The organism is Ralstonia sp. 25C (genome assembly GCF_051904805.1).
Taxonomy (GTDB): domain Bacteria; phylum Pseudomonadota; class Gammaproteobacteria; order Burkholderiales; family Burkholderiaceae; genus Ralstonia.
Genome location: NZ_CP196738.1, coordinates 874,252 through 899,051, shown reverse-complemented (window position 1 = coordinate 899,051; position 24,800 = coordinate 874,252). Strand labels below are relative to the sequence as shown.

The 24,800-nt window shown below is 64.3% G+C and carries 19 protein-coding genes; 16 read left to right on the top strand and 3 right to left on the bottom strand.

Translation table 11 applies throughout. The features are described from left to right. The first annotated feature begins 26 nt into the window (after positions 1–26). The 4 genes from ACS7SF_RS22460 to ACS7SF_RS22445 are packed head-to-tail and all read left to right on the top strand — an operon-like array spanning position 27 to position 3,330. Positions 27–908, top strand: coding sequence for a branched-chain amino acid ABC transporter permease (locus ACS7SF_RS22460; protein ID WP_439894328.1), 882 nt, complete (start codon positions 27–29; stop codon positions 906–908). Between the two features lie 13 nt (positions 909–921). Next, on the top strand, positions 922–1,818 hold the full coding sequence (locus ACS7SF_RS22455; protein WP_439894327.1) for a branched-chain amino acid ABC transporter permease: 897 nt from the start codon (positions 922–924) through the stop codon (positions 1,816–1,818). Positions 1,819–1,828: 10 nt separating this feature from the next. Next, the gene (locus tag ACS7SF_RS22450) at positions 1,829–2,608 is read left to right on the top strand and encodes an ABC transporter ATP-binding protein (RefSeq protein ID WP_439894326.1); all 780 of its coding nucleotides are present in this window, start codon (positions 1,829–1,831) and stop codon (positions 2,606–2,608) included. Next, positions 2,605–3,330, top strand: coding sequence for an ABC transporter ATP-binding protein (locus ACS7SF_RS22445; protein WP_439894325.1), 726 nt, complete (start codon positions 2,605–2,607; stop codon positions 3,328–3,330). Before ACS7SF_RS22450 ends, ACS7SF_RS22445 begins: the two co-directional genes overlap by 4 nt. Before the next feature lie 115 nt (positions 3,331–3,445). On the opposite strand, the gene ACS7SF_RS22440 is transcribed toward ACS7SF_RS22445, so the two are convergent. Further along, positions 3,446–4,318, bottom strand: a complete 873-nt coding sequence (locus ACS7SF_RS22440; RefSeq protein WP_439894324.1) for a LysR family transcriptional regulator — start codon at positions 4,316–4,318, stop codon at positions 3,446–3,448. Positions 4,319–4,523: 205 nt separating this feature from the next. On the opposite strand from ACS7SF_RS22440, the gene ACS7SF_RS22435 reads away from it, so the two are divergent. The 5 genes from ACS7SF_RS22435 to ACS7SF_RS22415 all read left to right on the top strand — a co-directional run bounded on the left by ACS7SF_RS22435 (position 4,524) and on the right by ACS7SF_RS22415 (position 10,616). Further along, positions 4,524–5,522 carry a quinone oxidoreductase family protein gene (locus tag ACS7SF_RS22435; protein ID WP_439894323.1) on the top strand — a complete coding sequence of 333 codons (999 nt, stop codon included), beginning with the start codon at positions 4,524–4,526 and terminating at the stop codon, positions 5,520–5,522. A 116-nt stretch (positions 5,523–5,638) separates the two neighbouring features. Then, the gene (locus ACS7SF_RS22430; protein WP_439894322.1) at positions 5,639–5,956 is read left to right on the top strand and encodes a YciI family protein; all 318 of its coding nucleotides are present in this window, start codon (positions 5,639–5,641) and stop codon (positions 5,954–5,956) included. Between the two features lie 50 nt (positions 5,957–6,006). Further along, positions 6,007–7,401 carry a ClcB-like voltage-gated chloride channel protein gene (locus tag ACS7SF_RS22425; protein WP_439894321.1) on the top strand — a complete coding sequence of 465 codons (1,395 nt, stop codon included), beginning with the start codon at positions 6,007–6,009 and terminating at the stop codon, positions 7,399–7,401. Between the two features lie 234 nt (positions 7,402–7,635). Further along, positions 7,636–9,882, top strand: a complete 2,247-nt coding sequence (locus ACS7SF_RS22420) for a TonB-dependent receptor (RefSeq protein ID WP_439894320.1) — start codon at positions 7,636–7,638, stop codon at positions 9,880–9,882. Between the two features lie 47 nt (positions 9,883–9,929). Next, complete coding sequence (locus tag ACS7SF_RS22415; protein ID WP_439894319.1) at positions 9,930–10,616, top strand: Fe2+-dependent dioxygenase; 687 nt, start codon at positions 9,930–9,932, stop codon at positions 10,614–10,616. A gap of 65 nt (positions 10,617–10,681) precedes the next feature. Here the strand turns inward: ACS7SF_RS22415 and ACS7SF_RS22410 are convergent, their stop codons facing one another. Both ACS7SF_RS22410 and ACS7SF_RS22405 read right to left on the bottom strand, forming a co-directional pair. Next, the gene (locus ACS7SF_RS22410) at positions 10,682–10,828 is read right to left on the bottom strand and encodes a hypothetical protein (RefSeq protein WP_426399437.1); all 147 of its coding nucleotides are present in this window, start codon (positions 10,826–10,828) and stop codon (positions 10,682–10,684) included. Positions 10,829–10,970: 142 nt separating this feature from the next. Then, entirely contained in the window at positions 10,971–11,873 is a 903-nt protein-coding gene (locus tag ACS7SF_RS22405; protein WP_439894318.1) for a LysR family transcriptional regulator, read from the bottom strand. Between the two features lie 92 nt (positions 11,874–11,965). On the opposite strand from ACS7SF_RS22405, the gene leuC reads away from it, so the two are divergent. From leuC to ACS7SF_RS22370, 7 genes are all read left to right on the top strand, one after another. Beyond that, on the top strand, positions 11,966–13,348 hold the full coding sequence (leuC, locus tag ACS7SF_RS22400; RefSeq protein ID WP_439894317.1) for a 3-isopropylmalate dehydratase large subunit: 1,383 nt from the start codon (positions 11,966–11,968) through the stop codon (positions 13,346–13,348). A gap of 25 nt (positions 13,349–13,373) precedes the next feature. Then, entirely contained in the window at positions 13,374–14,006 is a 633-nt protein-coding gene (leuD, locus tag ACS7SF_RS22395) for a 3-isopropylmalate dehydratase small subunit (protein ID WP_439894316.1), read from the top strand. Between the two features lie 66 nt (positions 14,007–14,072). Then, the gene (pip, locus tag ACS7SF_RS22390) at positions 14,073–15,044 is read left to right on the top strand and encodes a prolyl aminopeptidase (protein ID WP_439894315.1); all 972 of its coding nucleotides are present in this window, start codon (positions 14,073–14,075) and stop codon (positions 15,042–15,044) included. A 3-nt stretch (positions 15,045–15,047) separates the two neighbouring features. Next, positions 15,048–15,953 carry a LysR family transcriptional regulator gene (locus ACS7SF_RS22385; protein ID WP_439894314.1) on the top strand — a complete coding sequence of 302 codons (906 nt, stop codon included), beginning with the start codon at positions 15,048–15,050 and terminating at the stop codon, positions 15,951–15,953. 100 nt (positions 15,954–16,053) lie between these two features. Further along, complete coding sequence (locus ACS7SF_RS22380) at positions 16,054–16,707, top strand: HAD-IA family hydrolase (RefSeq protein ID WP_439894313.1); 654 nt, start codon at positions 16,054–16,056, stop codon at positions 16,705–16,707. 10 nt (positions 16,708–16,717) lie between these two features. Beyond that, positions 16,718–17,860: a DSD1 family PLP-dependent enzyme gene (locus ACS7SF_RS22375; RefSeq protein ID WP_439894312.1), complete on the top strand. Its 1,143-nt coding sequence runs from the start codon at positions 16,718–16,720 to the stop codon at positions 17,858–17,860. 384 nt (positions 17,861–18,244) lie between these two features. Next, a complete protein-coding gene (locus tag ACS7SF_RS22370; protein ID WP_439894311.1) occupies positions 18,245–24,646 on the top strand; it encodes an autotransporter domain-containing protein in 6,402 nt (2,133 codons plus the stop codon). The last annotated feature ends 154 nt before the right edge of the window (positions 24,647–24,800 follow it).

Here is a 24,800-nt window from a genome sequence, read left to right as displayed (position 1 = left end):
TGGGCCGCACTTCACTCTGACTCATCATGCTGGAACAGCAACTCGTCAATGCGCTGTCGCTCGGCTGCGTGTATGCGTTGTTCGCCCTGGGATTCACGCTGGTTTTCGGCATCCTGGGCGTAATCAACCTGTCGCACGGCGCGGTGTTCATGCTGGGTGCCTATGCGGCACTGCAGGTCGTGAACCACTTTGAATTGCCGCTCTGGGCGGCCCTGGCCGTCGGCTTCGTCGTGAGCGGCGTGGCCGGGCTCATCATCGATGTGCTGTTGCTGCGACCGCTGCGTCGTCGCAATGCGCCTCACCTGATCCCGATGATCGCCACCATCGGCGCGGGCATCGCCATCAACAACGCCATGCAAGGCGTGTTCGGTGCGGAGAACATGCGCTTTCCGTCCGGGCTCGTGTCGGATGCGTCGCTGGATCTGGGCGGCATCCACCTCACGCCGCTTGAACTCGGCATCATCGTGCTGTCGTTTGTGCTGATGGCCGGGCTCATGCTCCTGCTCAAGCGCACGCAACTCGGCCGCGCGCTGCGGGCGATTGCGGAATCGCCGAAAGCCGCCGCGCTGCTGGGCATCAACGTGGAAGGGCTGTTCTTGCTGACCTCGTTTGCCGCCGCTGCGCTGGGCGGGTTGTCTGGCGTGCTGATCGGCCTGTACTCCAACGCCGTGTTCCCGCTGATGGGCCAGCCGATGCTGCACAAGGGCATCGCGGTCATCATCCTCGGTGGGTTGGGCGATATTCGCGGGGCCATGCTGGGCGGGCTGTTCCTCGGCTTTGCCGAGGTGCTGTCGGTGGCCTACATCGGCTCGACCATGCGCGATGCGGTGGCGTTCGGTCTGCTGTTCCTGATTCTGCTGGTGCGGCCGCAAGGGCTGTTCGGCAAGGTGCTGGAACGCAAGGCATAAGGAGACCGACGACATGGAATGGTTCGACAATTTCTGGTCGGTCTACAGCAACCTGGTGCTGACACTCGGCATCAACGCGTTGTTGGCGCTGTCCATCTATCTCACGCTGTCGTGCGGTTTGCTGGCGATGGCGAATGCGGCCTTCATGGGCATCGGCGCCTATACGGCATCGCTGCTGACGATGAATGCGGAGATGCCGTTTTCGGTGGCGCTGGCAGGCGGCATGGTGGCGCCGGCGGTGGTGGCGCTCGTCATCGGCGTGCCGGTGCTGCGGCTGTCGGGCGTGTACCTCGCCATGGCCACGCTGGGATTTGGTGAAGTGGTGCGCGTGCTGATCCTGAACACCGAAGACTGGACTGGCGGCGCGCTCGGCCTGAACGGCATTCCGCAGCTCACGCAGTGGTGGCACGTGGCGCTGGCCGTGTTGCTGACACTGTTCGTGCTGGCGCGCATGCGTCGCTCGAAGGTGGGTCGCGCGTTCGAGGCCATCAAGGAAGACGAAACCGCCGCGGGCCTGATGGGCATCAATGTGGCGGGTACCAAGCTGCTGGCATTCGTGCTGGGTGCGGCCATCGCCGGCCTGGCGGGTGCATTGAACGCGCACCTGACCTTCTTCATCGGCCCGAACGAATTCGGCTTCGACCGCGGCGTGGAAATTCTCACGATGACGATCCTGGGCGGCACCAACGGCCTGACTGGTCCGGTGCTGGGCTCTTTGATCCTCTCGCTGCTGCCCGAGCTGCTGCGCGCGTTCAAGGATTTCCGCCTCGTCGTCAACGGCGTGATTCTGATGGTGATCGTGCTGTTCCTGCCCAAGGGCATCTGGGACCCGGCGCGGTTCGCGCGCTGGTTTGGCATGAAACGCGGCGGCACCATGCCGGGCGCTGCGGCTTCCAACGAATCGCACTGAGGAGGCCACCATGCTCAAACTCGCATCCATTTCCAAGCGCTTCGGCGGCCTGTCGGTCTTGCAGGACGTCAACATTGAAGTGCCGCAAGGTTCGATCTTCGGTTTGATCGGCCCGAACGGTGCCGGCAAGACGACGGTGTTCAACCTGATCACCGGCCTGCTCGCGCCCACCGGTGGCACGTTGACCTTCAACGGCGAAAACCTCGTCGGCAAGAAGCCGCACCAGATCACGCAGATGGGCATCGCCCGCACGTTCCAGAACATCCGCATCTTCAAGGAGATGACGCTGCTGGAGAACGTGGTGGTCGGCATGCACCGGCATCTCGACTACGGTGCGCCGGGGCTGCTGTTCTCCCTGCCCAAGTACCGCACTGCCGAGCGCCGCGCGCGCGACCGTGCGCTGGAGCTCCTCTCGTGGGTCAAGCTCGACCACAAGGCGCACGACCTGGCCGACAACCTCTCGTATGGCGATCAGCGCAAGCTCGAACTCGCACGCGCACTGGCCACCGAACCCAAGCTGCTGCTGCTCGACGAGCCCGTCGCCGGGATGAACACCGGCGAGAAGGTCGACCTGATGGCCGAGATCGAGAACATCAAGGCGCGCGGCTACACGATCTTCATGATCGAGCACGACATGCGTTTCGTGATGGGCCTGTGCGAGCGCATTGCCGTGCTGAACTTCGGCCGCATCATCGCCGAAGGGCCGCCCGAGGCGATCCGCAATGACCCGCAAGTTATCGAGGCGTACCTGGGCCGCGATGATGATGAAGCCGAGGAGGCCACGGCATGACCACGCTGCTGGAAGTCAAAGGGCTGGACGTGTCGTACGGGCACATCGCAGCCGTCAAGGGCATCGACTTTGCACTCAAGACCGGCGAGATCACCTCGCTGGTGGGCGCCAACGGTGCGGGCAAGTCGACCACGCTGCTGGCATTGTCGGGACTGATCCCGAAGTCACAGGGCGCGGTGCGCGGCCAGATCCTGTTCGAGGGTGAAGACGTTTCGCAGTGGTCGCCCCACAAGCGCGTGCAGCGCGGCCTCGTGCAGGTGGCGGAAGGCCGCGCCACGCTGACCACCATGACGGTGCGCGAGAACCTGGAGCTGGGCGCGTATACGCGCAAGGATCGCAGCCAGATCGCCTCCGACCTAGAGCGCGTGTTCCACCTGTTCCCGCGCCTGAAGGAGCGCATCGATGGCTTGGCGGGCAACCTGTCGGGCGGCGAGCAGCAGATGCTCGCCATCGGTCGCGCACTGATGGCCCGCCCCCGCGTGCTGCTGCTCGATGAACCGTCGATGGGCCTGGCGCCGATCATCGTGCAGGAGATCTTCCGCATCCTGCGCATGATCAACGCCGAAGGGCTGACGATCTTCCTGGTGGAGCAGAACGTGCGACAGGCGCTGAAGATTGCGCAGCACGGTTACGTGCTGGAGACCGGCCAGATCGTGCTGGCGGACAGCGGGAAAAACCTGCTCGGCAATCCGCGCGTACTCGAAGCCTATCTGGGCGGCTGAGGGCCGACGCGACTCCTCACAACCGGCGCTGCTTCCTGGCGCCGGTTTTTTATTGCCGGGCGTACCCGTTTCTGCGTGCCCAAAAACGCGAAAGCGTACCCGTTTCTGCGTGCGTTCAATGCCCTGCCAAAACGTGTCGTTGGGTGTCGAATAGCGCGATCAAGGCGTCGGCTACGGCCCGCACACGCGGTGAGCGACGCACGTCCGGATGAATGGCCAGCCAGATTTCACGGTGCAGCGCGGGGTCATCGACGGGCAATCGGCGCAAAAGCGTACCCGTTTCTGCGGGCGCGCCGAGGAAGTGCGGCAGCGCTGCCACGCCCAATCCGGCCTGCGCCGCCTGGTGCATGGCGAGCAGATCGCTGCAGCGTAAAACGATGCGGCGTTCGCCCGCGTACGCATCCAGCCAGCGCTGCTGCGGCACGTGGCGCAAGCCTTCGTCGTAGCCGATGAACTCCCACTCCGCTTCGGGCCGGGCGAGCACCTCGGCCGTGGCATACAGGCCGTACCCGAGACTGCCCAGCGGCCGGGTGGCCAGTGTGGAAGCCGTCGGCCGAGACAGGCGGATGGCCAAGTCAGCCTCGTGCGCCATCAGGTTGGCGTTGCGCTTCTCACCCAGCAAGACCACGTCGATCCCCGGCCACTGCCGACGCAGCGTTGCCAAGTTCGGCGCAATCACGTGGCTGGCCACCGTGGGCGGCGCGGAGATGCGCACTGTGCCTCGCAGGCTGCCCGCACCGGCGGCCGCGCGCGCGAAGCCGGCCGCTTCCTGCTCCATGCGTTCGGCGCGTTCTGCCAGTGCGCTGCCTTCTGCGGTCAGTCGCCAGCCGCGCGGCAGACGGTCGAACAGCCGCACGCCCAGCGATTGCTCCAGCGCATCGGCACGCCGGGCGACGGTGGTGTGCTCCACCTCCAGACGGCGGGCAGCGGCCGACAGGCTCCCCTCGCGCGCCAGTACGAGGAAGTAGCGCACGTCATCCCATTGCAAGGAAGAGGAGGGTTCGGCTGCTGCTGCACGCGCTTGCGCGCGGACGTTTTTTGGCCGATCCGGGCTTTTTTGCACAGAAAGTGGTCAGGTTTTCGGAATTCCCGGGTGATTCTGAACGGAATACGCTTGTTGCACAACGTGACGAACGTAGACCGCGTCATCCCGAAAACCGAAAAGCGTACCCATTTCTGCGAGGACATTTGCCATGCACGCCAAGATGATCCAACTCCGCGAACCCGGTCCAGCATTGGGTTTGCAGCCTGCGAGCCTGATGCTGCCGCCACCTGCACCGGGTGCGTTGACGGTGCGGCACACGGCGGTCGGCGTGAACTTTGTCGACGTGTATCACCGCACGGGCTTGTACCCGGTGCCGGCGTTTCCGGCAGTGCTCGGTGTTGAGGGCGTTGGTGTGGTGGAAGCCATGGGGTCGGACGTGCGCGGCTTTGTGCCTGGCCAGCGTGTGGCGTGGGCCGGGCTGATGGATGGCGCACCCGGTGGTTACGCCAGCCACCGCAACCTGCCCGCTGAACGCGCGATTGCCTTACCCGATGCGTTGGGTGACGAAACTGTGGCGGCGACCTTGGTACGCGGCATCACCGCGCACATGTTGCTGACACGGGTACGGCAACTGCACCCCGGCGATACGGTGCTCGTGCACGCGGCCGCAGGCGGCTTGGGCGTTCTGCTGGTGCAGTGGGCCAAGCGCCTGGGTGCGCGGGTGATTGGTACGGTCAGCAACGAAGCCAAGGCCGCAATCGCGCTGGGCCATGGTGCGGACCACGTCGTGCTGTACCGCCAGCAGGATGTGCGCGAGGCGGTCCTGCAACTCACCAGAGGCGAGGGTGTCGACTACGTCATCGACGGCATTGGCGGCGCCACGCTGCAAACGTCGCTGGCGGTGACGCGGCCGTTCGGCATGGTGGCCAGCATCGGCCAGGCTGGCGACGTCGGCAACACGCAGACCAGCACGTTGGACCTCGCCGCGCTTGGGCCGTCACGATCCATTGCGCTGGCGCGCCCGGGTGTGTTCCGCTACATGGCCGATCTAGCGAACTACCGGGCGGGCGCTCAGGCGGCATTGCAACGCATGCTCGAAGGTGTGCGCGTGCCGGTGGGTGGGTCGTATGCATTGGAAGATGCGGCCGCTGCGCACGTCGCGCTGGAAGCCGGACAAACCTCCGGAGCGCTGCTCCTACGCCCCTGAGCACCACACGCCGCGCAGGGTTTCTGCGCAAAGCGTACCCGTTTCTGCGAGACACTCGGCGAGGTGCAAGCGTCTCGTTTTTCGATCTGTCACCTCATCCACAAGGAGCCCATAGCATGCTGTACCTGATTCTTTTCACCTACACCGCGCCGCTCGAAGCACTCGATCGTGTGTTGCCTGCTCATCGCGCGCACCTGGATGCGCATTACGCGAGCGGACATTTCCTGATGTCAGGCCCGTTCTTTCCGCGCGAGGGCGGCGGCATTTTGGCGCGCGCCGGTTCGCGTGAAGAGATCGACGCTATCGTCGCGCGCGACCCGTTCGTCATCGAGAAGTTGGTACAGGTTCGCGTGATTGCCTGGGGGCCCAACAAGCGCAGCGCCGACGTGCCGCAGGCTTGGTTGCCCGATGCCGTCGTCAGCGCGTTGACTTGAGGCGAGGTAGTGCGCCGCTATCATGACGGTCTGCCGTTCACGGGACTGTCATGACCGATCTGCCGCCGCCCTCGCCCGATCAACCACCCCGCCCGGCATGGTGGCAGCGTGTGGCTGCGCGGTTGCCGTTTGGGCGCGAGCATCTGGTGTTTGTGTTTGCCGGCGTGATCGGCTGTGCGGGGGCGTTGTTGACGATCCTGTTTCGGGAGTGCCTGCGCCAAGTGCAATGGTGGCTGTCCGGTACGGATCAGGGCTTGGTGGCCACCGCGCGCGCCTTGCCGTGGTGGGCGCGCCTGCTGGTGCCCACTGTGGGTGGTCTGCTGGCCGGGCTCACGTTGCAGATCGGTTTGAAGTGGATTCCGCGCAAGGGCGCGGAAGACTATATGGAAGCGATTGCCGTGGGTGACGGTGTGCTCAGCGCGCGGCAGAGCTTGGTACGCAGTGCATCGTCACTGTGTTCGGTGGCCAGCGGTGCGTCCATCGGGCGTGAAGGGCCGATGGTGCAACTGGCGGCGATGTGCGGCTCGCTGTTGGGCCGCGTGCTTCGGCATGCGATGCCGGTTCCGGCCGAGCAACTGCGTTTGCTGGTGGCGTGCGGTGCGGCAGCGGGCATCACCTCGGCCTACAACGCGCCTATTGCAGGCGCGGTCTTCGTCTGCGAAATCGTCTTCGGTGCCATCACCACGGCCACGCTGGGGCCCTTGCTGGTGGCCGCTGTCACCGCAGACATCGTCGTGCGCCAGTTCTTCGGTTATGGCGCGGTCTACGCCATGCCGCATTTCGATTTCGTTTCCGGATGGGAAGTGCTGACGTACGTCGGCCTCGGCTTGGCCGCGGGCGTAGCGGGGCCGTTGCTGCTCGGCCTGATCGATCGCGCGCGCGATCTCTTTGTGCGGTCCCGGTTGCCGCTGGCGTTGCGGCTGGCGGTAGGTGGGTTGATTGTTGGTGCGCTGTTGACGCGTGTGCCCGAGGTCTGGGGCAACGGCTATAGCGTGGTCAACAGTTTCCTGCATGCGCCGTGGCTGTGGCAGACGGTGGCGCTGGTGCTGATCTGCAAGGTGGTGGCAACGGCAGCCAGTGCTGGCTCGGGCGCGGTGGGCGGGGTGTTTACGCCCACGCTGTTCTGCGGCGCGGCGCTGGGGCTGCTGTATGGCACCGGCATGCACGCGTTGTTGCCCGACGCCGCGCCTGTGCCGGTCAGCTATGCAGTGGTGGGTATGGGCGCACTGCTGGCGGCCACCACGCACGCGCCCCTCATGTCGATCTTGATGATCTTCGAGATGACGCTGTCCTATCAGGTGGTGCTGCCGCTCATGCTGGCGTGCATCACGGGCTATGTGACGGCACATGCGGCCGGTGCCCCGTCGGTCTATGCGCGGGCCTTGGCGCGCAATCGCGACGATGCGCAGCACGTGCCGCCTTCCTCCGGCGGCACGCAGAAATAGGTACGCTTTGTCCTCCGCGCCCCCGGAAAGCGGGGCGCATGCGTCTCTTTCCAAGCAAATCGCGGGAACTTTTCTGATAAATGGCGACCGCGTATTGCTATTGAGAATCGATCTCATTTATATTTGCGTCCGCAAATCATAGTGCGCGTTCGTGCACGGCGGCACGGGCGCAAGAGGGCGTTCCGCAGCGGCTGGCATCCAAAAAGAAGCGCGCCGCCGGAGAAACCACGTCAAATGAACCGCCCGAACCGTCTGAACCGCCGGCCTGTGGCTAGCGCGCTGCTGGCCCTGTTTGCCACGCCCACCGTTGCACTGGCTCAACAGGCCACCTCGTCGGCGCCCGCCGCAGCCACGACCACGTTGCCGGAATCCGTCGTCAAGGCCAGTGCCCCGCGTGACGACTACAACGCCGCCAAAAGCTCCCTCTCCAAGCTGCCCGAAAACCTGCGCGACGTGCCGCAATCGGTGACGGTCGTGCCCAAGGCGCTGACGGATGCGCAGGGCGGCAGCTCGCTGGCCGATGCGCTGCGTAACGTGCCGGGCATCACCATCGGCGCGGCCGAGGGCGGCCAGATCGGCAACAACATCAACCTGAACGGCTTCTCGGCGCGTACCGATATCTATTTGGATGGGTTCCGCGATCGCGGCCAGTACTACCGTGATCTCTTCGCACTCGATTCGGTGGAAGTGTTGATGGGCCCGTCGTCGATGCTGTTTGGCCGCGGCTCCACGGGCGGCGTCATCAACCAGGTCACCAAAAAGCCGAAGCTGAAGGCGGCCACGGAAGTCACGGGTTCGATCACCACCAACGGCCTGGTACGCGCCACCGCCGACGTCAACACGCCGACCTCGGACACGTCCGCCTTCCGCATCGCCGGCATGGCGCAGAACGGCAAGGCCAGCACGCGCGACGAGATGACTGTGCAGGACATCGGCATCGCGCCGTCGTGGCGCTTCGGCATCGGCACACCCACGGAGGTGACGCTGTCCGCGCTGCTGCAGCACAACCGCGACATGCCCGACTACGGCGTGCCGAACCTGAACGGCCATCCCGTCAACGTCAGCCCAAAGACGTACTACGGCTACACCGATGACCGTACCGTGCAGGACGTCGCTTCGTTCTCGGCCAACATTGACCACAAGTTTTCGCCCAACCTGCGGCTGCGCAACCAGACGCAGTTCAACTACGTGCAGACCGATGCGCGTGAGACCGCGCCCAACTCGGTGGGCACCGTCAGCGCGACGGGCGTCTTCACGCCGGTGACGAACAGTGCGCTGCCGCTGTCGAATCTTTGGGTACGCCTGCAAAGCCACGACCGCCGCATCCGCGATTACTCGCTGTTCAACCAGACCGAGCTGACGGCCAAGTTCGACACGGGTTCGGTCAAGCACACGCTGCTGGTGGGCACCGAGTTCGGCCACGACGGCTACGACAACCAGAACTACTACCGCAACGGCTCGTGCAACGGCACGCCGCTGGTGCAGTCGAACATGGCGAGTGGGTTTGTCTCGTGCGAGCCGCTGGTCAGCCCGAACTACACGACGTCGCCGTCGAATGCGCCGTCCACGCTGGGCAACCTGCAAGGCGGTTCGGCCAACACGGTGGCGGTGTACTTCAATGATTCGATCGAGTTCACCAAGCAGTGGAAGGCGGTCGCCGGCCTGCGCTATGACCGCTACAACGCCAGCATCTCCAACTCGCTGAACTCGGCCAACACGCCGGCATCGGCCAAGATCACGGCGCTGCCGTACGCGCAGCAGACGGTGAACTTCGTCAGCACGCGCCTCGGCGGTATCTGGCAGCCGACGGATTGGCAGTCGTATTACGTGTCGTATGGCACGTCGTTCAACCCATCATTGGAACAACTGGTCGGCACCACCGGCCAGCAGAACCTGGATCCAGAGAAGAACAAGTCGTATGAGGCCGGCGGTAAGTGGGACTTGCTCAACGGCGACTTGTCGGTCAGCTCGGCGCTGTTCCAGATCACGAAGGACAACGCGCGTACGCAGGTCGACAGCACGACGTACGTCTCGGCCGGCAAGATCCGCGTGCGCGGTGCACGCCTGGGTGCGACGGGCCGCCTGACCGACACGCTGCAACTCTTCGCGGGCTATACGTATCTGGATGCACAGATCGTCAACGGCATCGCCGCCGGCACGCAGGGCATGGTGCCGGCCAACACGCCCAAGCATTCCGCCACGGTGTGGACTAGCTATACCTTCCTGCCGAACTGGGAAGTGGGCGCGGGCGCGTTCTATATGTCGCAGCGCTACGCCAATAACACCAACACCGTGCAGACCGGCGGCTTCGTGCGCTGGGATGCCATGCTGGCCTACCACCAGCCCAAGTACGACGTACGCCTGAACCTGTTCAATCTGTTCAACAAGACGTATTACGATGCGCTGATTCCGTCCGATGGCGGTCGCGCTGTGCCGGGTACGGGCCGCGCGGCGATGCTGTCGGTGGTGTATCGGATGTAATGACTGGGGGATGGGCCCTCGGCTGCATCCCTGTTTCTCCCCACGCCATGCTCGTCTGCATTCCCAACGTCTTCAACGCCGCGCAGGTGGCTGCGCTGCGCGATCTGCTCGATAACGCGGGCGATGCCTGGGTGGATGGCCGCGTGTCGGCCGGCTATTCGGGGGCGCCGGTCAAGGTCAACCAGCAGATTGATGAGGGGGCAGAAGTGGCCCTGCAGTGCCAGCAGCTCATCCTGAGCGTGCTGGAGCGGCACCCGCGCTTCATCAGCGCGGCGTTGCCGAACGTGGTGTACCCGCCGATGTTCAACCGCTACGGCGAGGGCATGACCTTCGGTGCGCACGTCGATGGCAGCGTGCGCATTCACCCGCACGACGGGCGCAAACTGCGCACCGATATCTCGGCCACGCTGTTTCTGTCAGACCCCACCAGCTACGACGGCGGCGAACTGCAGATCGAAGACACCTACGGCATGCACAGCGTCAAGCTCAATGCCGGAGACCTCGTGATCTACCCGGCGACGAGCCTGCATCAAGTCACGCCCATCACACGCGGTGTGCGCGTGGCGAGTTTCTTCTGGGTCCAGAGTCTGATCCGCGATGACGCCCAACGCGCCATGCTGTTCGACCTGGACAACGCCATTCAGACGCTCAACCAGACCGGTGCGGACGAGACCGCGCGCCGCACGCTGATCGGCGTGTATCACAACCTCATGCGGCAGTGGAGCGAGACCTGAGCTGAGCCCGCAGCGTCACACCGCGGATGGTGCGACGCAATATGCCCGTGGGCAGAATGGCTGGCTTAGCGGCCCGAACGACGATACAGCTCGGCCATCATGCCGCAGCTTTCCACATGCAGCGCAACGGCACGGGCGGCTTCACGGCGCACGATTTGCCAGAAACGGGCGAAACGGGAGGCGGGGGCAGCGTTGAGAGCGACGGTGTTCATGGCGATTCCTTCTGATAACCAATTTAGGGATAACCCTAGTGGTGAATACCCGAATGTTAGTCAGAATATTGCGACGCAGCAAATCCATCGTGCCCTCGCCGAGGTTTTGTGGCCGCTTCACGACATTGGCGTGATGCTGACGTTACTCAGAGGCGGCATCGCGCTGGAACCACGCCGTCAGAAAATCGATGAAGGCCGTCACCTTGGCCGATAGGTGCGTGCGCTCCGGATACACCGCAAAGATGTCCGCCACGGGCAGTGCCCAGTCCAATAGCACGGGCACGAGGCGCCCGGCATTGAGGTGCGCGCGCACGTCCCATTCCGAGCGCATCAGGATGCCGTAGCCCGCCAGCGCCCACAGCACGCCGGTCTCGCCGTCGTTAGTGCTGAGTGGCCCGCGCACCTTGATGGTTTCCTGCTTGTTGCCGCGCGACAGGTACCACGTGCCATAGGCCGCATCGCTCTCGCGCAGCACGAGGCACGCATGCGACTGCAGGTCGCGCGGGGTTTGCGGCACGCCGGCGCGCGCGAGGTATTCGGGCGACGCGCACAACAGCCGGTGGTTGCTAACGATCTTGCGCGCCACCATGCGTGAGTCCGGCACCGTGCCGAACCAGATGCCGATGTCGAACGCTTTGTCGGCCAGGTTGACGGAGCGATCGGTCAGCTCCAGCTGCACCTCGACTTCCGGGTAGCGCCGGGCAAATTCCACGATGGCCGGCGCGATGTGCCGGCGGCCGAACCCGAACGTGGCGTTCACGCGCAGCAGACCCTTGGGCGTACCACGACTGCTGGAGACGGCCTGCTCCAGCGCTTCGAGTTCCTCCAGCAGACGCGCGCCCGTGGCGAGGTAGATCTCGCCTTCATGCGTCACGCCCAGGCGCCGCGTGGTGCGGTTGAGCAGTCGCACGCCCAGGCGCTTTTCCAACTGTGCGAGCCGCGCGGTGATGGCCGGCGGGGTTACGCCCAACTCGCGCGCCAGCGCCGCCAGCGATCCCTGCTTGACCAGCCGGGTGAAAAATTCCAGATCCGACACACGATCCATTATTCAAATGAAATGAAGAATAGATAAATAAGTAAGCTAATTATAAATAGAGCATGCATGACTAGACTCCATCTCGCATGGATGGAGAAAGCATGGCAAAGACGCTGTATCAGAAGCTGGTCGATACCCACACCGTGGCCCGGCTCGACGCGCAGAACGTGCTGCTGTACGCCGATCTGCACATCATGAATGAGTACACCAGCCCGCAGGCCTTTGCGGGTTTGCGTGAGGCGGGCCGCGCGGTGGCGGTGCCCGGCCAGCACGTGGCGGTGGTAGACCACATCATCCCCACCCACCCGGTGCGCGTGCGGGTGATTGAGGATGCAGCCTCTGCGCTGCAGGCGTCCAACCTGGCAAAGAACTGCGCCGAGCACAGCATCGTCCTCTTTGACACCAACGACGCGCTGCAGGGCATCGAGCACGTGATCGCGCCCGAGCTGGGCATGATCCGCCCCGGCATGGTCGTGCTCTGCGGCGACAGCCACACGACCACCTATGGCGCATTCGGGGCGCTGGGCTTTGGCATCGGTACGTCCGAAGTCGAACACGTGTTAGCCACGCAGACACTGGTGTACCGGCTCGCGCAGGACATGCGCATCCATGTGGATGGCGAGCTGCCGATAGGTACCACCGCCAAGGATTTGATCCTCCACATCATCAGCCGCATCGGTGCGCAGGGCGCGCGTGGCTATGTGGTCGAGTTTGCTGGGAGCGCCATGACCGCGCTCTCGATGGAAGCGCGCATGACCCTGTGCAACATGGCGGTGGAGGCCGGTGCGCGCGGTGCGCTGATCGCCGCCGATGCCAAGGCCACGCGCTATGTGCTCGAGCACGCGAGGGGCGTGGTGCACACCCGCGCAAGTGAAGCCCTGGCCGATTGGCAGCAACTCTTTAGCGATGCGGATGCGCATTTCGATGCCGAACACCGCTTCAACGCCAGTGAGATTGCGCCCTACGTGACATGGGGCACGAGTCCGGATCAGGCCATTCCCGTGACAGGCACGGTGCCGCAGGCGGACGCAGCGTCTGCGCGGGCGCTGCGTTATACGGGCCTGCAGGCCGGCAGCCCCATCGAGGGCGTACCGGTGCAGCGCGTGTTCATCGGCTCGTGCACGAATGCGCGCATAGAAGACCTGCGCGCCGTGGCCGCCATCGTGCGCGGTCGACGCGTGGCTGCCGGCGTGCGCGCGATGGTCGTGCCGGGTTCGGGCGCGGTGCGTCGCCAGGCCGAGCAGGAAGGCATTGCTGATGTGCTTATCGCCAGCGGTTTTGAATGGCGCCAGCCGGGTTGCTCGATGTGCCTGGCGATGAATGACGACTTCCTCGCCCCCGGCGAGCGCTGCGCTTCCACCACCAACCGCAACTTCGAAGGGCGCCAGGGCCGCGGCGGCATCACGCACTTGATGAGCCCCGCCATGGCCGCTGCTGCCGCCATTACCGGCTGCATCACCGATGTCCGCAAACTGCAAGCGTAGCCGCAACCTCACACGGAGACCACGCATGCCTGAGACCACGTACATCGAGGGCATCGCTGCGCCGTTGCCCACGCCCAACTTGGACACCGATCAGATCATGCCCAAGCAGTTCCTACGCGGCATCGACAAGGCGGGGCTCGACAAGGGGCTGCTCTATGACTTGCGTTACGACGCCGATCACCAACCGCGCGGCGATTGCGTCCTCAACCAACCTGCGTATCAGGGCACGTCCATCCTGGTGGGCGGCAGCAACTTCGGGTGCGGCTCCAGCCGTGAGCACGCGGTCTGGGGGCTGCAGCAGTTCGGCATTCGCGCGGTCATCGCACCGAGCTTTGGCGAGATCTTCTACAGCAATGCGATGAACAATCGCCTGCTGCTGGTGATGCTCGACCCGGCCGACGTGCAGCGCATCCTGGCCGATGTAGCGAACCCGGCCACGCACCGCGTTGCCATCGATGTGCAGACCATGACGGTGAAGAGCCGCAGCGTGGAAGCACCGTTCACGCTGTCGGTGCGGCATCGCCACATGTTCCTGCATGGTCTGGACATGATTGGCGCGACGCTCGCGCGCTGGAGCGAGATCGACGCGTTCCAGCGGGCGCACTGGCACACGCGCCCGTGGCTGCGCGACATCGCGGCGACCACGCGCACACGCTGAGCGGCAGCAGGCAACGCGCGGCAACGGCGCTACACTCAAGCACCGTTCACGCTCCCCCCGATCGCCATGACTGCCACGACTGCGCTGCGCACCCTGTATCCGCCCATCGAACCGTATGAAACCGGCATGCTCGACGTGGGCGATGGCCACACCATCTATTACGAACGCGTCGGCACACCGGGTGCCAAGCCTGCGGTGTTCCTGCACGGCGGGCCGGGCGGTGGCATCTCGGCCGACCACCGCCGCCTGTTCGACCCCGCGCGTTATGACGTGATGCTGTTCGACCAGCGCGGCTGTGGCCGCTCCACGCCGCACGCGGGGCTGGAGGCCAACACCACGTGGCACCTCGTGGCCGACATCGAACGCCTGCGTGCGATTGCCGGTGTCGAACGCTGGCTGGTCTTCGGCGGCTCGTGGGGCTCGACGTTGGCGCTCGCGTACGCGCAGAAATATCCGCAACGCGTGAGCGAACTCGTGCTGCGCGGCATCTACACCGTCACGCAGGCGGAGTTGCGCTGGTACTACCAATACGGCGTGTCGGAGATGTTTCCCGAGAAATGGGCACGCTTCCAGGCGCCCATCCCAGAAGCCGAGCGCGGCGACATGATCGCGGCCTACCGCAAAGTCCTCACCGGTACGGATACCACCAAGCAGATCGAAGCTGCCCGCGCCTGGAGCGTGTGGGAGGGCGAGACCATCACGCTGCTGCCCGACCCGAGCAACAGCGCCAAGCACGCGGATGACCATTTCGCGCTGGCCTTCGCGCGGCTCGAGAACCACTACTTCACGCATCAATGCTGGCTGGAAGAGGGCCAGTTGCTGCGGGAGGCCCACAAGCTGGCGGGCATTCCGGGCGTGATCGTGCATGGCCGCTACGACATGCCGTGCCCCGCGCGCTATGCCTATGCGCTGCACCAGGCGTGGCCCGATTCGGACTTCCACCTCATCGAAGGCGCCGGCCATGCGTGGTCCGAACCCGGCATCCTCGACCAATTGCTGGCCGCCACCGACCGCTTTGCCGGCAAGTCATCGGACTGAACGATGACCGATTCCGCCGATCTGCGCTTCCTGCTCGCCATCCAGGACAACGGCAGCCTGGTGGCGACGGCGCGGGCGCTGGGTTTGACGCCATCGGCCGTATCGCAGCGCTTGCAGCAACTGGAGAAGAAGCTGGGGACGCGGCTTGTCGACCGCACCGCGCGCAGCCTGCGCTTCACGCAAGAGGGCACGCTGCTGTGCGAGCGCGGCGCGGAACTCATCCGCCAGCTCGATGCGCTGTCGGAGGATCTGCACACGCGCCGCGGCGGCCTGGTCGGCACGCTCAAGGTCAATGCGCCGCTGGGGTTTGGGCGTCGCTATGTGGCGCCTGTCATTGCGGATTTTCAGCAGCAACATCCCGACGTTGACATCGAATTGACGCTCTCCGATGCGCCACTCACGGAAGCGGCGGAGCGCTTTGATGTGGTCGTGCATATCGGCGCGCTACAGGTATCGAGCCTCGTCGGATACGCGATTGCGCCGAATGCGCGTTGGGTGTGCGCATCGCCGGCGTTCGTGAAGCGCTTCGGTTTGCCGGAAACGCCTGACGATCTCGCCACGCTGCCGTGCATCGTGCTGCGCGAGAACAAGGAGGACGTCTCGCTCTGGCATTTCAGCAAAGGCCGCACCAGCCGCAGCGTGCGCGTGCCGAGCAAGCTAATGTGCAACGACGGCGACGTGATCCGCCGCTGGGCCTGCGAGGGGCGCGGCGTGATCCTGCGCTCGGAATGGGATGTGGCCGACGACGTGTGCGCCGGTCGGCTCGTGCGCCTGCTGCCAAGCTGGAAGGCGCCGGACGCCAACGTGATCGCGCTCACGCATGCCCGCGCCGGGTTGCCGCAGCGTACGCGCCACTTCATGCAGTTCCTGCAAAGCCGCTTCAAGCCGCAGCCCCCGTGGCGCGCATGATGAAGCCACGCTGAATCTATGAGTCAATCCGGCTTGACCGAAAGCCGGCACGCCTTGCCTACAATCCGCTGCATCGATTGACACTGTTGCGGGTGATGGTGTGGTCTCTCCTGATGCTTCTTCCGGCTATCCGAAAGCCGTTTTGTTCGACTTGCTGACGGCGCTGCTGGATTCGTGGTCTTTGTGGAACGCGGCGGCAGGTTCCGAGCAGGCGGGTCGCACGTGGCGCGCCGAGTATCTGCGGCTCACCTATGGCTGCGGTACGTATATCCCGTATGAAACGCTGGTGCGACGGGCCGCGCAGAACGTCGGCCTGCCGCAGTCGGCACCCGAAGCGCTGGAGGCCAACTGGCTCCAGCTCCAACCCTGGAGCGGCGCCATCGATGCGCTGGCGCGGCTGCGGCCGCACTGCAAACTCGCCGTCGTCACCAATTGCTCGGAGCGGTTGGGCCGGCAAGCGGCGTCGCTGCTGCCGGTGGATTGGGATGTCGTCATCACGGCTGAGCAGGCGGGCGTCTATAAGCCCGACCCGAAGCCCTACCGCATGGCGCTCGACCAGCTTGGCGTGGACGCCGCTGACGCCGCGTTCGTGGCCGGCTCCAGCTATGACATGTTTGGCACGGCCGCGGTGGGCCTGCGCACGTACTGGCACAACCGTATTGGCCTGGCGCCCGTCGAAGGCGCTGCGTTGCCGGAAATCACCTCACCGACGCTGGATGATCTGCTGCCCTGGGCCCACCGTTTTGCTGCATAAGGATGCAACCATGACCACCGACACGCTGGAAACGCTCGACACCCCCGCCGCACTGATCGACCTGCCGCGCATGCGGCACAACATCGCCCGCATGCAGCACCGCATGAACGCGCTGGGCGTGAAATTCCGCCCCCACGTGAAGACCACCAAGTGCCTCGACGTGGTGCGCGCGCAGATCGCCGCTGGCGCCCGAGGCATCACCGTATCGACGTTGAAGGAAGCGGAGGCCTTCTTCGCCGCCGGCATCCAAGACATCCTGTACGCGGTGGGCATTGTCGCGAGCAAGCTGCCGCGTGCGATGGCGCTGCGTCGCAAGGGCTGCGATCTCAAACTCGTTGTCGACAACGTGGAAGCGGCGCACGCCGTGGTCGACCATGCCCGCGCGCACGGTGAACGCTGCGAGGTCTGGATCGAAGTCGATACCGACGGCCACCGCTCTGGCATCACGCCCGAGCAGGATGCGCTGCTGGAGGTCGGGCGCATCCTGCAAGACGGCGGTATCGATGTGGGTGGCGTGATGACGCACGCCGGCTCCAGCTATGACTTGAGCGACCACGCCGCGCTGGCCGCATTGGCCGAGCAGGAGCGCGCCGGCTGCGTGCGCGCGGCGCAGCGCCTGCGCGAGGCCGGTATCCCGTGCGCGGCTGTGAGCGTGGGTTCCACCCCCACCGCATTAGCGGCCGAACACCTGGAAGGCGTGACCGAGGTGCGCGCGGGCGTCTACGTGTTCTTCGACCTGGTCATGCACAACGTGGGCGTGTGCGCGATAGACGAGATTGCGCTGAGCGTGTTGACCACCGTGATCGGCCATCAGCCCGACAAAGGCTGGGTCATTGTCGATGCCGGCTGGATGGCCATGAGCCGCGACCGCGGTACCGCCAAGCAGGCGCACGACTACGGGTATGGGCAACCCTGCGCGCTCGACGGCACACCGTTCGATGGGCTGGTGCTGATGGGCGCGAACCAGGAGCACGGCATCCTGGCGGCCAGCGATGGCTCGGTGCAGGCTGATCTGGCTGCGCGTTTCCCGGTCGGCACGAAGCTGCGGGTGCTGCCGAACCACGCGTGCGCCACGGGGGCGCAGTTTCCTGAGTACCACGCGGTGTCGTCACGGGGCGCAGTCGAGACGTGGGGGCGGTTCCACGGCTGGTGAGTCGTGCAGTTTTCCGCGCCAAAGAGAAAGGCCCGCATTGCTGCGGGCCTTTTTCGCTTGAACCGAATGTGCTTCTTGCGCGGTTGAGGACGCCGACGCCAAAGCCCTTGGTGCGCATCCGGACTAGCCGGGGAGCGGCTCGGACCCACGCCAACAACGACAAGGTGTCGGGATGGTAAGCAGATCAACCCCTCTCGGGCTGTAGCGCGTTTGTTCTACAGAAGCGCGCTGCCCCCTGTCCCTATAATCGCGCGCAACAAAACCATATCAATACGCGGGGGGAACCGTGCGATGTGCGCCCAAGGCGTCATCTGCAAGCGGCCGGCCATTGCACGCAGGTGTGCATGCCCTGATTCCACTCCGCGCACATTTAGGGCGCAGACCATGGGGATTCAACCGACACGACCGCAACAGGCGGTGGGGCGGCTTTCGGCGATCAGTTTGGCGGTGGCGGCGGTCTTGGCGGCGGTGCCGCCCACAGCCTCCCGGGCGCAGACCACGACCATTTCTGGCCCGCAGACAGGACAGTACAACTGGACGTCGGGTGATCTCACGCTGGACAACACAGCGACGCTTTCCAACCCCGGCGCCCAGGGCGTGCTTGGTATCGGAGCCTTGGGGACATTGACCAACAACGGCAGCATTACCGCCTCGTGGGGTGTCATGCTCGGTTCCGACAGCACGGCATTGAAAAACACGGGTTCGATTTTCGGAAGTACTACCGGCGTCCAGAACTACGCCAGCCTTGGTACGCTGACCAATAGCGGTGAGATCTCTGGAAGCGACGGAATCACCAACCTCATCGGCGGCAAGATAGACACGTTGACCAATAGCGGCACCATCGCGGCTTACTACCTTGGCGTATATAACGTGGGCTCGATTGGGCTACTGGAAAACACGGGGTTAATTAACTCGGGCTTTAGTTTCATCAATTTCGGTACCGGTGCCGGCAGCCATGGCACTTTAGTTGGCGCAATCGGCACCCTAAACAATGTCGGCACGATCATTGGAAGTTCCAATGGCTTCATGAACGGTGGCTCCGTCGGCACGCTGACAAACACGGGCAGCGTGCAGGGGACTGCCGGCAATGGCCTGTTCAACTATGGTTCGATCACCGGCCTGACCAACACGATCGGCGCCACAATCACTGGTACCGACTCTGGCGTGTTGAATGTCAGCGCCATCGACGCGTTGAACAACAGCGGTGTGATCCTTGGTGGTGTATCTGGCATCCGCATCGTCAGTGGGGGCACCTTCTCTACGAACTCTGTCACTTCCATTGTTGCCGCTGGCACGATCGGTACGCTGACCAATAGCGGCAGCATCATCGGCACTATTGTCGGCATTACCAACAGTGGCAGTATCGGTACGCTAGCCAACAGCGGCGTCGTGCTGGGCAGTATTGGCGATGGCCTGTCCAATACCGGTTCCCTTACCACGTTGGTCAACACCGTCGGCACGCTGGGCAATGTCGGCACCATCATCGGCGGCAACAACGGCATCACCAATAGCGGAAGCATTGGTATGCTGACCAACATCGGCACCGTGCGAGGCATCGCGGGCGATGGCTTGTCCAACACCGGTTCCATCAGCACGCTGATCAACACCATTGGCACGCTGGGCAATGTCGGGGTTATCACCGGCAGCGTTCACGGTATCAGTAACAGCGGTAGCATCGGCGCGCTGACAAGCGACGGTACGATCAGCGGCGGCAATGTCGGTATCGATAACTCGGGCACGATTACTGCCCTGACGAATAATGGCAGCATCAACGCCACTGCCGGCAACACCGCCATCCACAACAACGGCGGCTCGATCGGCTCCCTCGTCAACAACGGTACGATCAGCGCCAGCGGTTACTACGGCGTCTTGAACGACGGCACGATCAGCACGCTCAACAATAGCGGCGCGATCACGAGCAGCAACGACGGCATCCATAACAATGCCGGCCACACCATCGACGCGTTGACCAACAGCGGCACGATCACGGGCAGTGGCTTTTACGGCATCGTCAATGAGGCCGGCGGCACGATCAACACGCTAACGAACAGCGGGTCGATCGGCGGCGGGCAATACGGCGTCTACAACGCCGGTTCGATCGGTTCGTTCTCGAATAGCGGCACGCTCGCGATCAGCGGTCGCTATGCCGGCATCGACAACGACGGCATAGTTGGGGTGCTCACAAATGACGGATCGATCAGCAGCGCCCACACTAGCCTCTCGAACTTCGGCTCGATCGGTACGCTTACCAACCACGGGTCGATTGAGAGCGGCAGTACCCGCGTCGCGCTCACCAACTTCGGGACAATCGGTACGCTCACCAACAGTGGTTTGATCAACGGCGGCTTTGCCGGTGTCAGCAACTTCATTGCCATCGTTACGTTCACGAACAGTGGTTCGATCAACGGTGGCACCAACGGCATCAATAGTGTGAACGGCACGATCGGCACGCTCACCAACAGCGGTTCGATTACCGGCGGTCACGACGGCGTCTTCAACGCCACCAGAATCGGCTCGATCGCGAACGACGGTTTGATCAGCGGCGGCAATGCTGGCATCGAGAATTACCCCGCCACAGCCATCCTGACTGGATCAATCGGTACGCTCGCCAACAGCGGCACAATCAGCGGCGGTAGTGTCGGCATCAAAAACGCTGGTTCGATCGGCACCTTGACCAATGCCGACGGTGCCACCATTACCGGCGGGACCAACGGCATTGCCAACAGCGCCAGCATCGATACGCTGACCAACGTCGGCACCGTGCAGGGCACTGTCGGGAGCGGTCTGTACAACGCTGGCTCTATTACCACGCTGGATAACACCGTCGGCTCGCTGGGCACTGTCGGGGCCATCATCGGCGGCAGCAACGGCATCACCAACAGTGGCCGCATCGGCATGTTGTCCAACAGCGGTACCGTGCAGGGCAGTACTGGCAATGGCCTGTCCAATGCCGGTTCCATCACCACATTGGGCAATACCATCGGCGCGACGATCATCGGTGGCGCTGCAGGTATCTTCAATGGGGGCGCGATCGCTTCCGTAGACAACCAGGGAGCAATCCAAGGTGGTTTGGATGGCGTCACCCAATTTTCGGGCGCCGCCATCGGCACCCTGGGCAACAGCGGCAGCATTACCGGCAGCAACAACGGGATCGACAATAGCGGAGCCATCGGCACGCTGACCAACAGCGGTGTCCTTCAAGGCGTTTCGGGTATTGGCTTGTTCAACAGCGGGTCGATCAACGCTGTGAACAACGACACTGGTGGCGATATCAGCGGCGGCGCGCGCGGCATCTCCAATACCGGTCTCGGCAGCATCGGTACGTTGTCCAATGCCGGTACGGTGCGCGTGACCGGTGCGGGCACCGCAGTCGAAAACCTCGGCGCGATTGGTACGTTGCGCAATCAGGCTGGCGGGCAGATCACGGGCGGGATGAGCGGCTATGGTGTTCTCAACGCCGGCACGCTGGGTACGCTCACCAACAGCGGCACCATCAGTGGTGGCGTGGGCGGTATCTATAACGGCGGCACCACCACTTGGATCGACAACCAGGGCACGATCACCACCGGCAACGACTACGCCATCCGGAACTACGGCACGCTGGACACGCTCAGCAACAGCGGCGCCATCCTTGGGGCATCGACCGGCGTCTTCAACACCGGCACCCTTGGCACGTTGAGCAACACGGGTTCGATCAACGGCAGCACCGGCGTGATCAACACCGGCACGCTCACCATGCTCAGTAATAGCATCACGAGCACGATCAGCGGGATCACTGCGGTGCTCAACGGCCATGGCACACTCGGTACGCTCAGCAACGCTGGGGTGCTGACAGCGACCTTCGGGCCAGCGGTGCAGAACAATGCCGTCATCAATACGTTGACCAATACCGGCATGCTCACCAGCACACGGAATGCTGGCGTGCGCAACAGCGGGCGTATCGACTTCCTGTCGAACAGCGGCGACGTGAACGCGGCGTTTGGCATCTTCAACGATCTGCAGCAAAGCACGATTGGTACGTTGTCCAACAGCGGCAGCATCAACGCACAGATCGTCGGCGTGCTCAACTCTGGCGCCATCGGCACGCTCAACAACCTGGCAAACGGCAACATCCAGGCGAGCGTCGGGGTGGGCAACGTTGGCACGGTTGGCACGTTGAGCAATGCCGGCACCATCAGCGCGGGGTCGGGTGCCGTGACCAACCTCGGTGGCATCGGTACGCTCGTCAACAGCGGCCTGCTGGCCAATACAGGGTCTGGCCCGGCCGTCAACAATGCTGGCACGATCGACCGCCTGGACAACACCGGCGGCACCATCACGTCTGCCGCGGGCCGCGAGATTGACAACCAGGGGGTGATCCGCACCCTGGTCAACGGCAGCGGTGGCGCCATCTCGGGCGGGACGGTCGGGGTTTCCAACAGCGGCACCATTGGCACGTTGTCCAACAGCGGCACCATTGCCGGCCGTACAGGCATGGGCAGCAGCGGCATCATCAACCAAGGCAGCATCGACGTTCTGAACAACGCGGGCGCGATCCGGGGCGTCAATTACGGCGTCGGCAGCGAGAGCGGCACAATCGCGACGCTCACCAACAGCGGCACCATCTACGGCGGCTTCACCGGTGTCCATAACGCCAGCAGCATTGGTACGCTGACCAACAGCGGCACCATCACCGGTGGTGGCACCGGCGTTGGCAACTACAGCGGCACGATTGGCGTGCTCAACAACAGTGGTGCGATTCTGGCCGGCGTCAACGGCTGGGGCGTCTCCAACGCAGGCGTGATTGGTGTGCTCGTCAACAGTGGCACCCTCGCCAACAGCACCAGCACGGCGCTGGCGAATACCGGCGCAGGCGCCAGGATCGGCACGCTCACCAACAGCGGCACGATCCAGGGTGTGATCGCCGTCAATAACGGTGGCATGCCCTCAGGCACCAGCGCGCAGTCCGCGGCCAGCATTGGCGCGATCAACAACAGCGGGCTGATCGTCGGGCAAACGTACGCGCTTTACAGCAACGCCATCAGCACATTGGGGCCGGTCAACAATGCCGGCACGATTGCCGGCAACATCCTGCAGGCCTCCAGCCGCGACCTGACCATCAACGGCGGCACCGGGTCGACCTTCGGCACGCTGACCGGCCTTGGTGGCACGATCGGCACGCTCACCAACACCGCATCGAACGTGGTGTTCGGCACCGGTAACCAGGTGCTGAACGACAACGTTGACGTGGGCGGCCACACCGTCATGAATACGGCGGGCGTGCTGCAGGTCAACAACGCGATCAGCATCACCGGCAACTACAGCCAGGCGGCGGGCGCAACGCTGCGCATCGGGGCAAACGATGGCGCTGTTGCCACCGGTTCGCTCGCGACCGACACCGGGTACGGCCGGCTGGTGGTCTCCGGCAGCGCGACGGTGGATGCGGGATCGGCCATTGCCCTGCAGGCGTTGCATCGCTATGCCTTTGCGGTGGGCCAGCGCTTTGTCGTGATCGATGCCGCCAGCAGCGGCACGAATTACAACGCCGCCAGCCTGATCTACTCGGTCAGCGGCTTCTCCGGCACGGCAACGGGCACGACGGTGACGGACAGCGGCCGCAGCGATCTGGTCGTGACCCTCGCGAACCCCCCGGCGCCAGCACCCGCCACGGCGCCTGTGCAGAATCTTGCGACGACACCGAATGCGGTTTCCGCGCTCACCGGCTTGGCGAACTATTCAGGCCTCAGCCCGGAGTTGCTGAACCTGTTCAACGCGTCCAAGGCGCTCAGCCTGGGCAGCGTGGCGGAAGCCAACCGCGCCGGCGCGCAACTGGGTCTGGCATCGCAGGCGGCGGGTACGCGCGGGGCTATGGCGCCCACCCTCGATGTGCTCAATGCGATCTCGGATCGCGTCAACGGCCAGCGTGGTACGCAAACAGGCGTGCCAACGGGCGACGACATGCCCGCCTATGGCGCCTGGGGCCAGGCACTCGGCGGCCACGTCAGCCAGGGCGCCCGCGATCAGGTGGATGGCTACCGCGCCAACTATGGCGGTCTGCTGTTCGGCGCCGACACCGCCCTCGGCGAGCACTGGCGTGCAGGCGGCGCGTTCAGCTACACCAACGCCAGCCTCCGCAACACGGGCGACACCGATGGCGATTCAATGCGCGTCAACGCCTACGGGCTGATCGGCTACGCCACCTACTTGGGCGCGCCGTGGTACGTGAACCTGGCCGCCGGTGCAGTCCAGCAGGACTACGACACCAGCCGTGCGCTGAACTTCAGCGGCTTCTCAGGGCAGGCCAAGGGCGAGTTCACCGGCAAGCAATACGTTGCCCGTGCGGAAGCTGGCTATCCGCTGGCGGCCGGCGCCTATACGGTTACGCCGCTGGCTGGCCTGACCTACAGCCATGTGCGTCAGAACGGCTACACCGAGACGGGCGGCAACGGCGCCGCGCTGTCGGTGGGCGATACGCACCTGACCTCGGTCACCAGCGATTTCGGGGCGAAGCTCGAGCGGGCGTTTTCCACGGCGTACGGCACGGTGGTGCCATATCTGCAACTGACGTGGCGCCATGAGTACGGCAACGCGCAGCAGCGCATCCACGCCAGCTTTGCCGCCGACCCGACGGGCGAAACGGGCTTCACCACCGTGGGCGCCAGCCCGGCCGCCGACATGGGTGTGCTCACCGCCGGGGTCACGTTGCTGCGCGCGAACAACCTTTCGTTGACGGCACGCTACACATTGCAGGCGGCACCGCACTTTGTGTCGCATACCGGCGGCGTGCGGCTGAAGCTGGCGTTCTAAGCGGCGGGGAGGGCAGGCTGCCTGTGTAGCGCATTTGTGCTACAGACGCAGCCCCGTCGCCCTTCATAGACTCGCGCCAATGATCAAAACATCATAAACGGGGGAAGTTCAATGCAGCGCACAGACTGCCTGGCCGGCGATCGGCCTTTCAGCG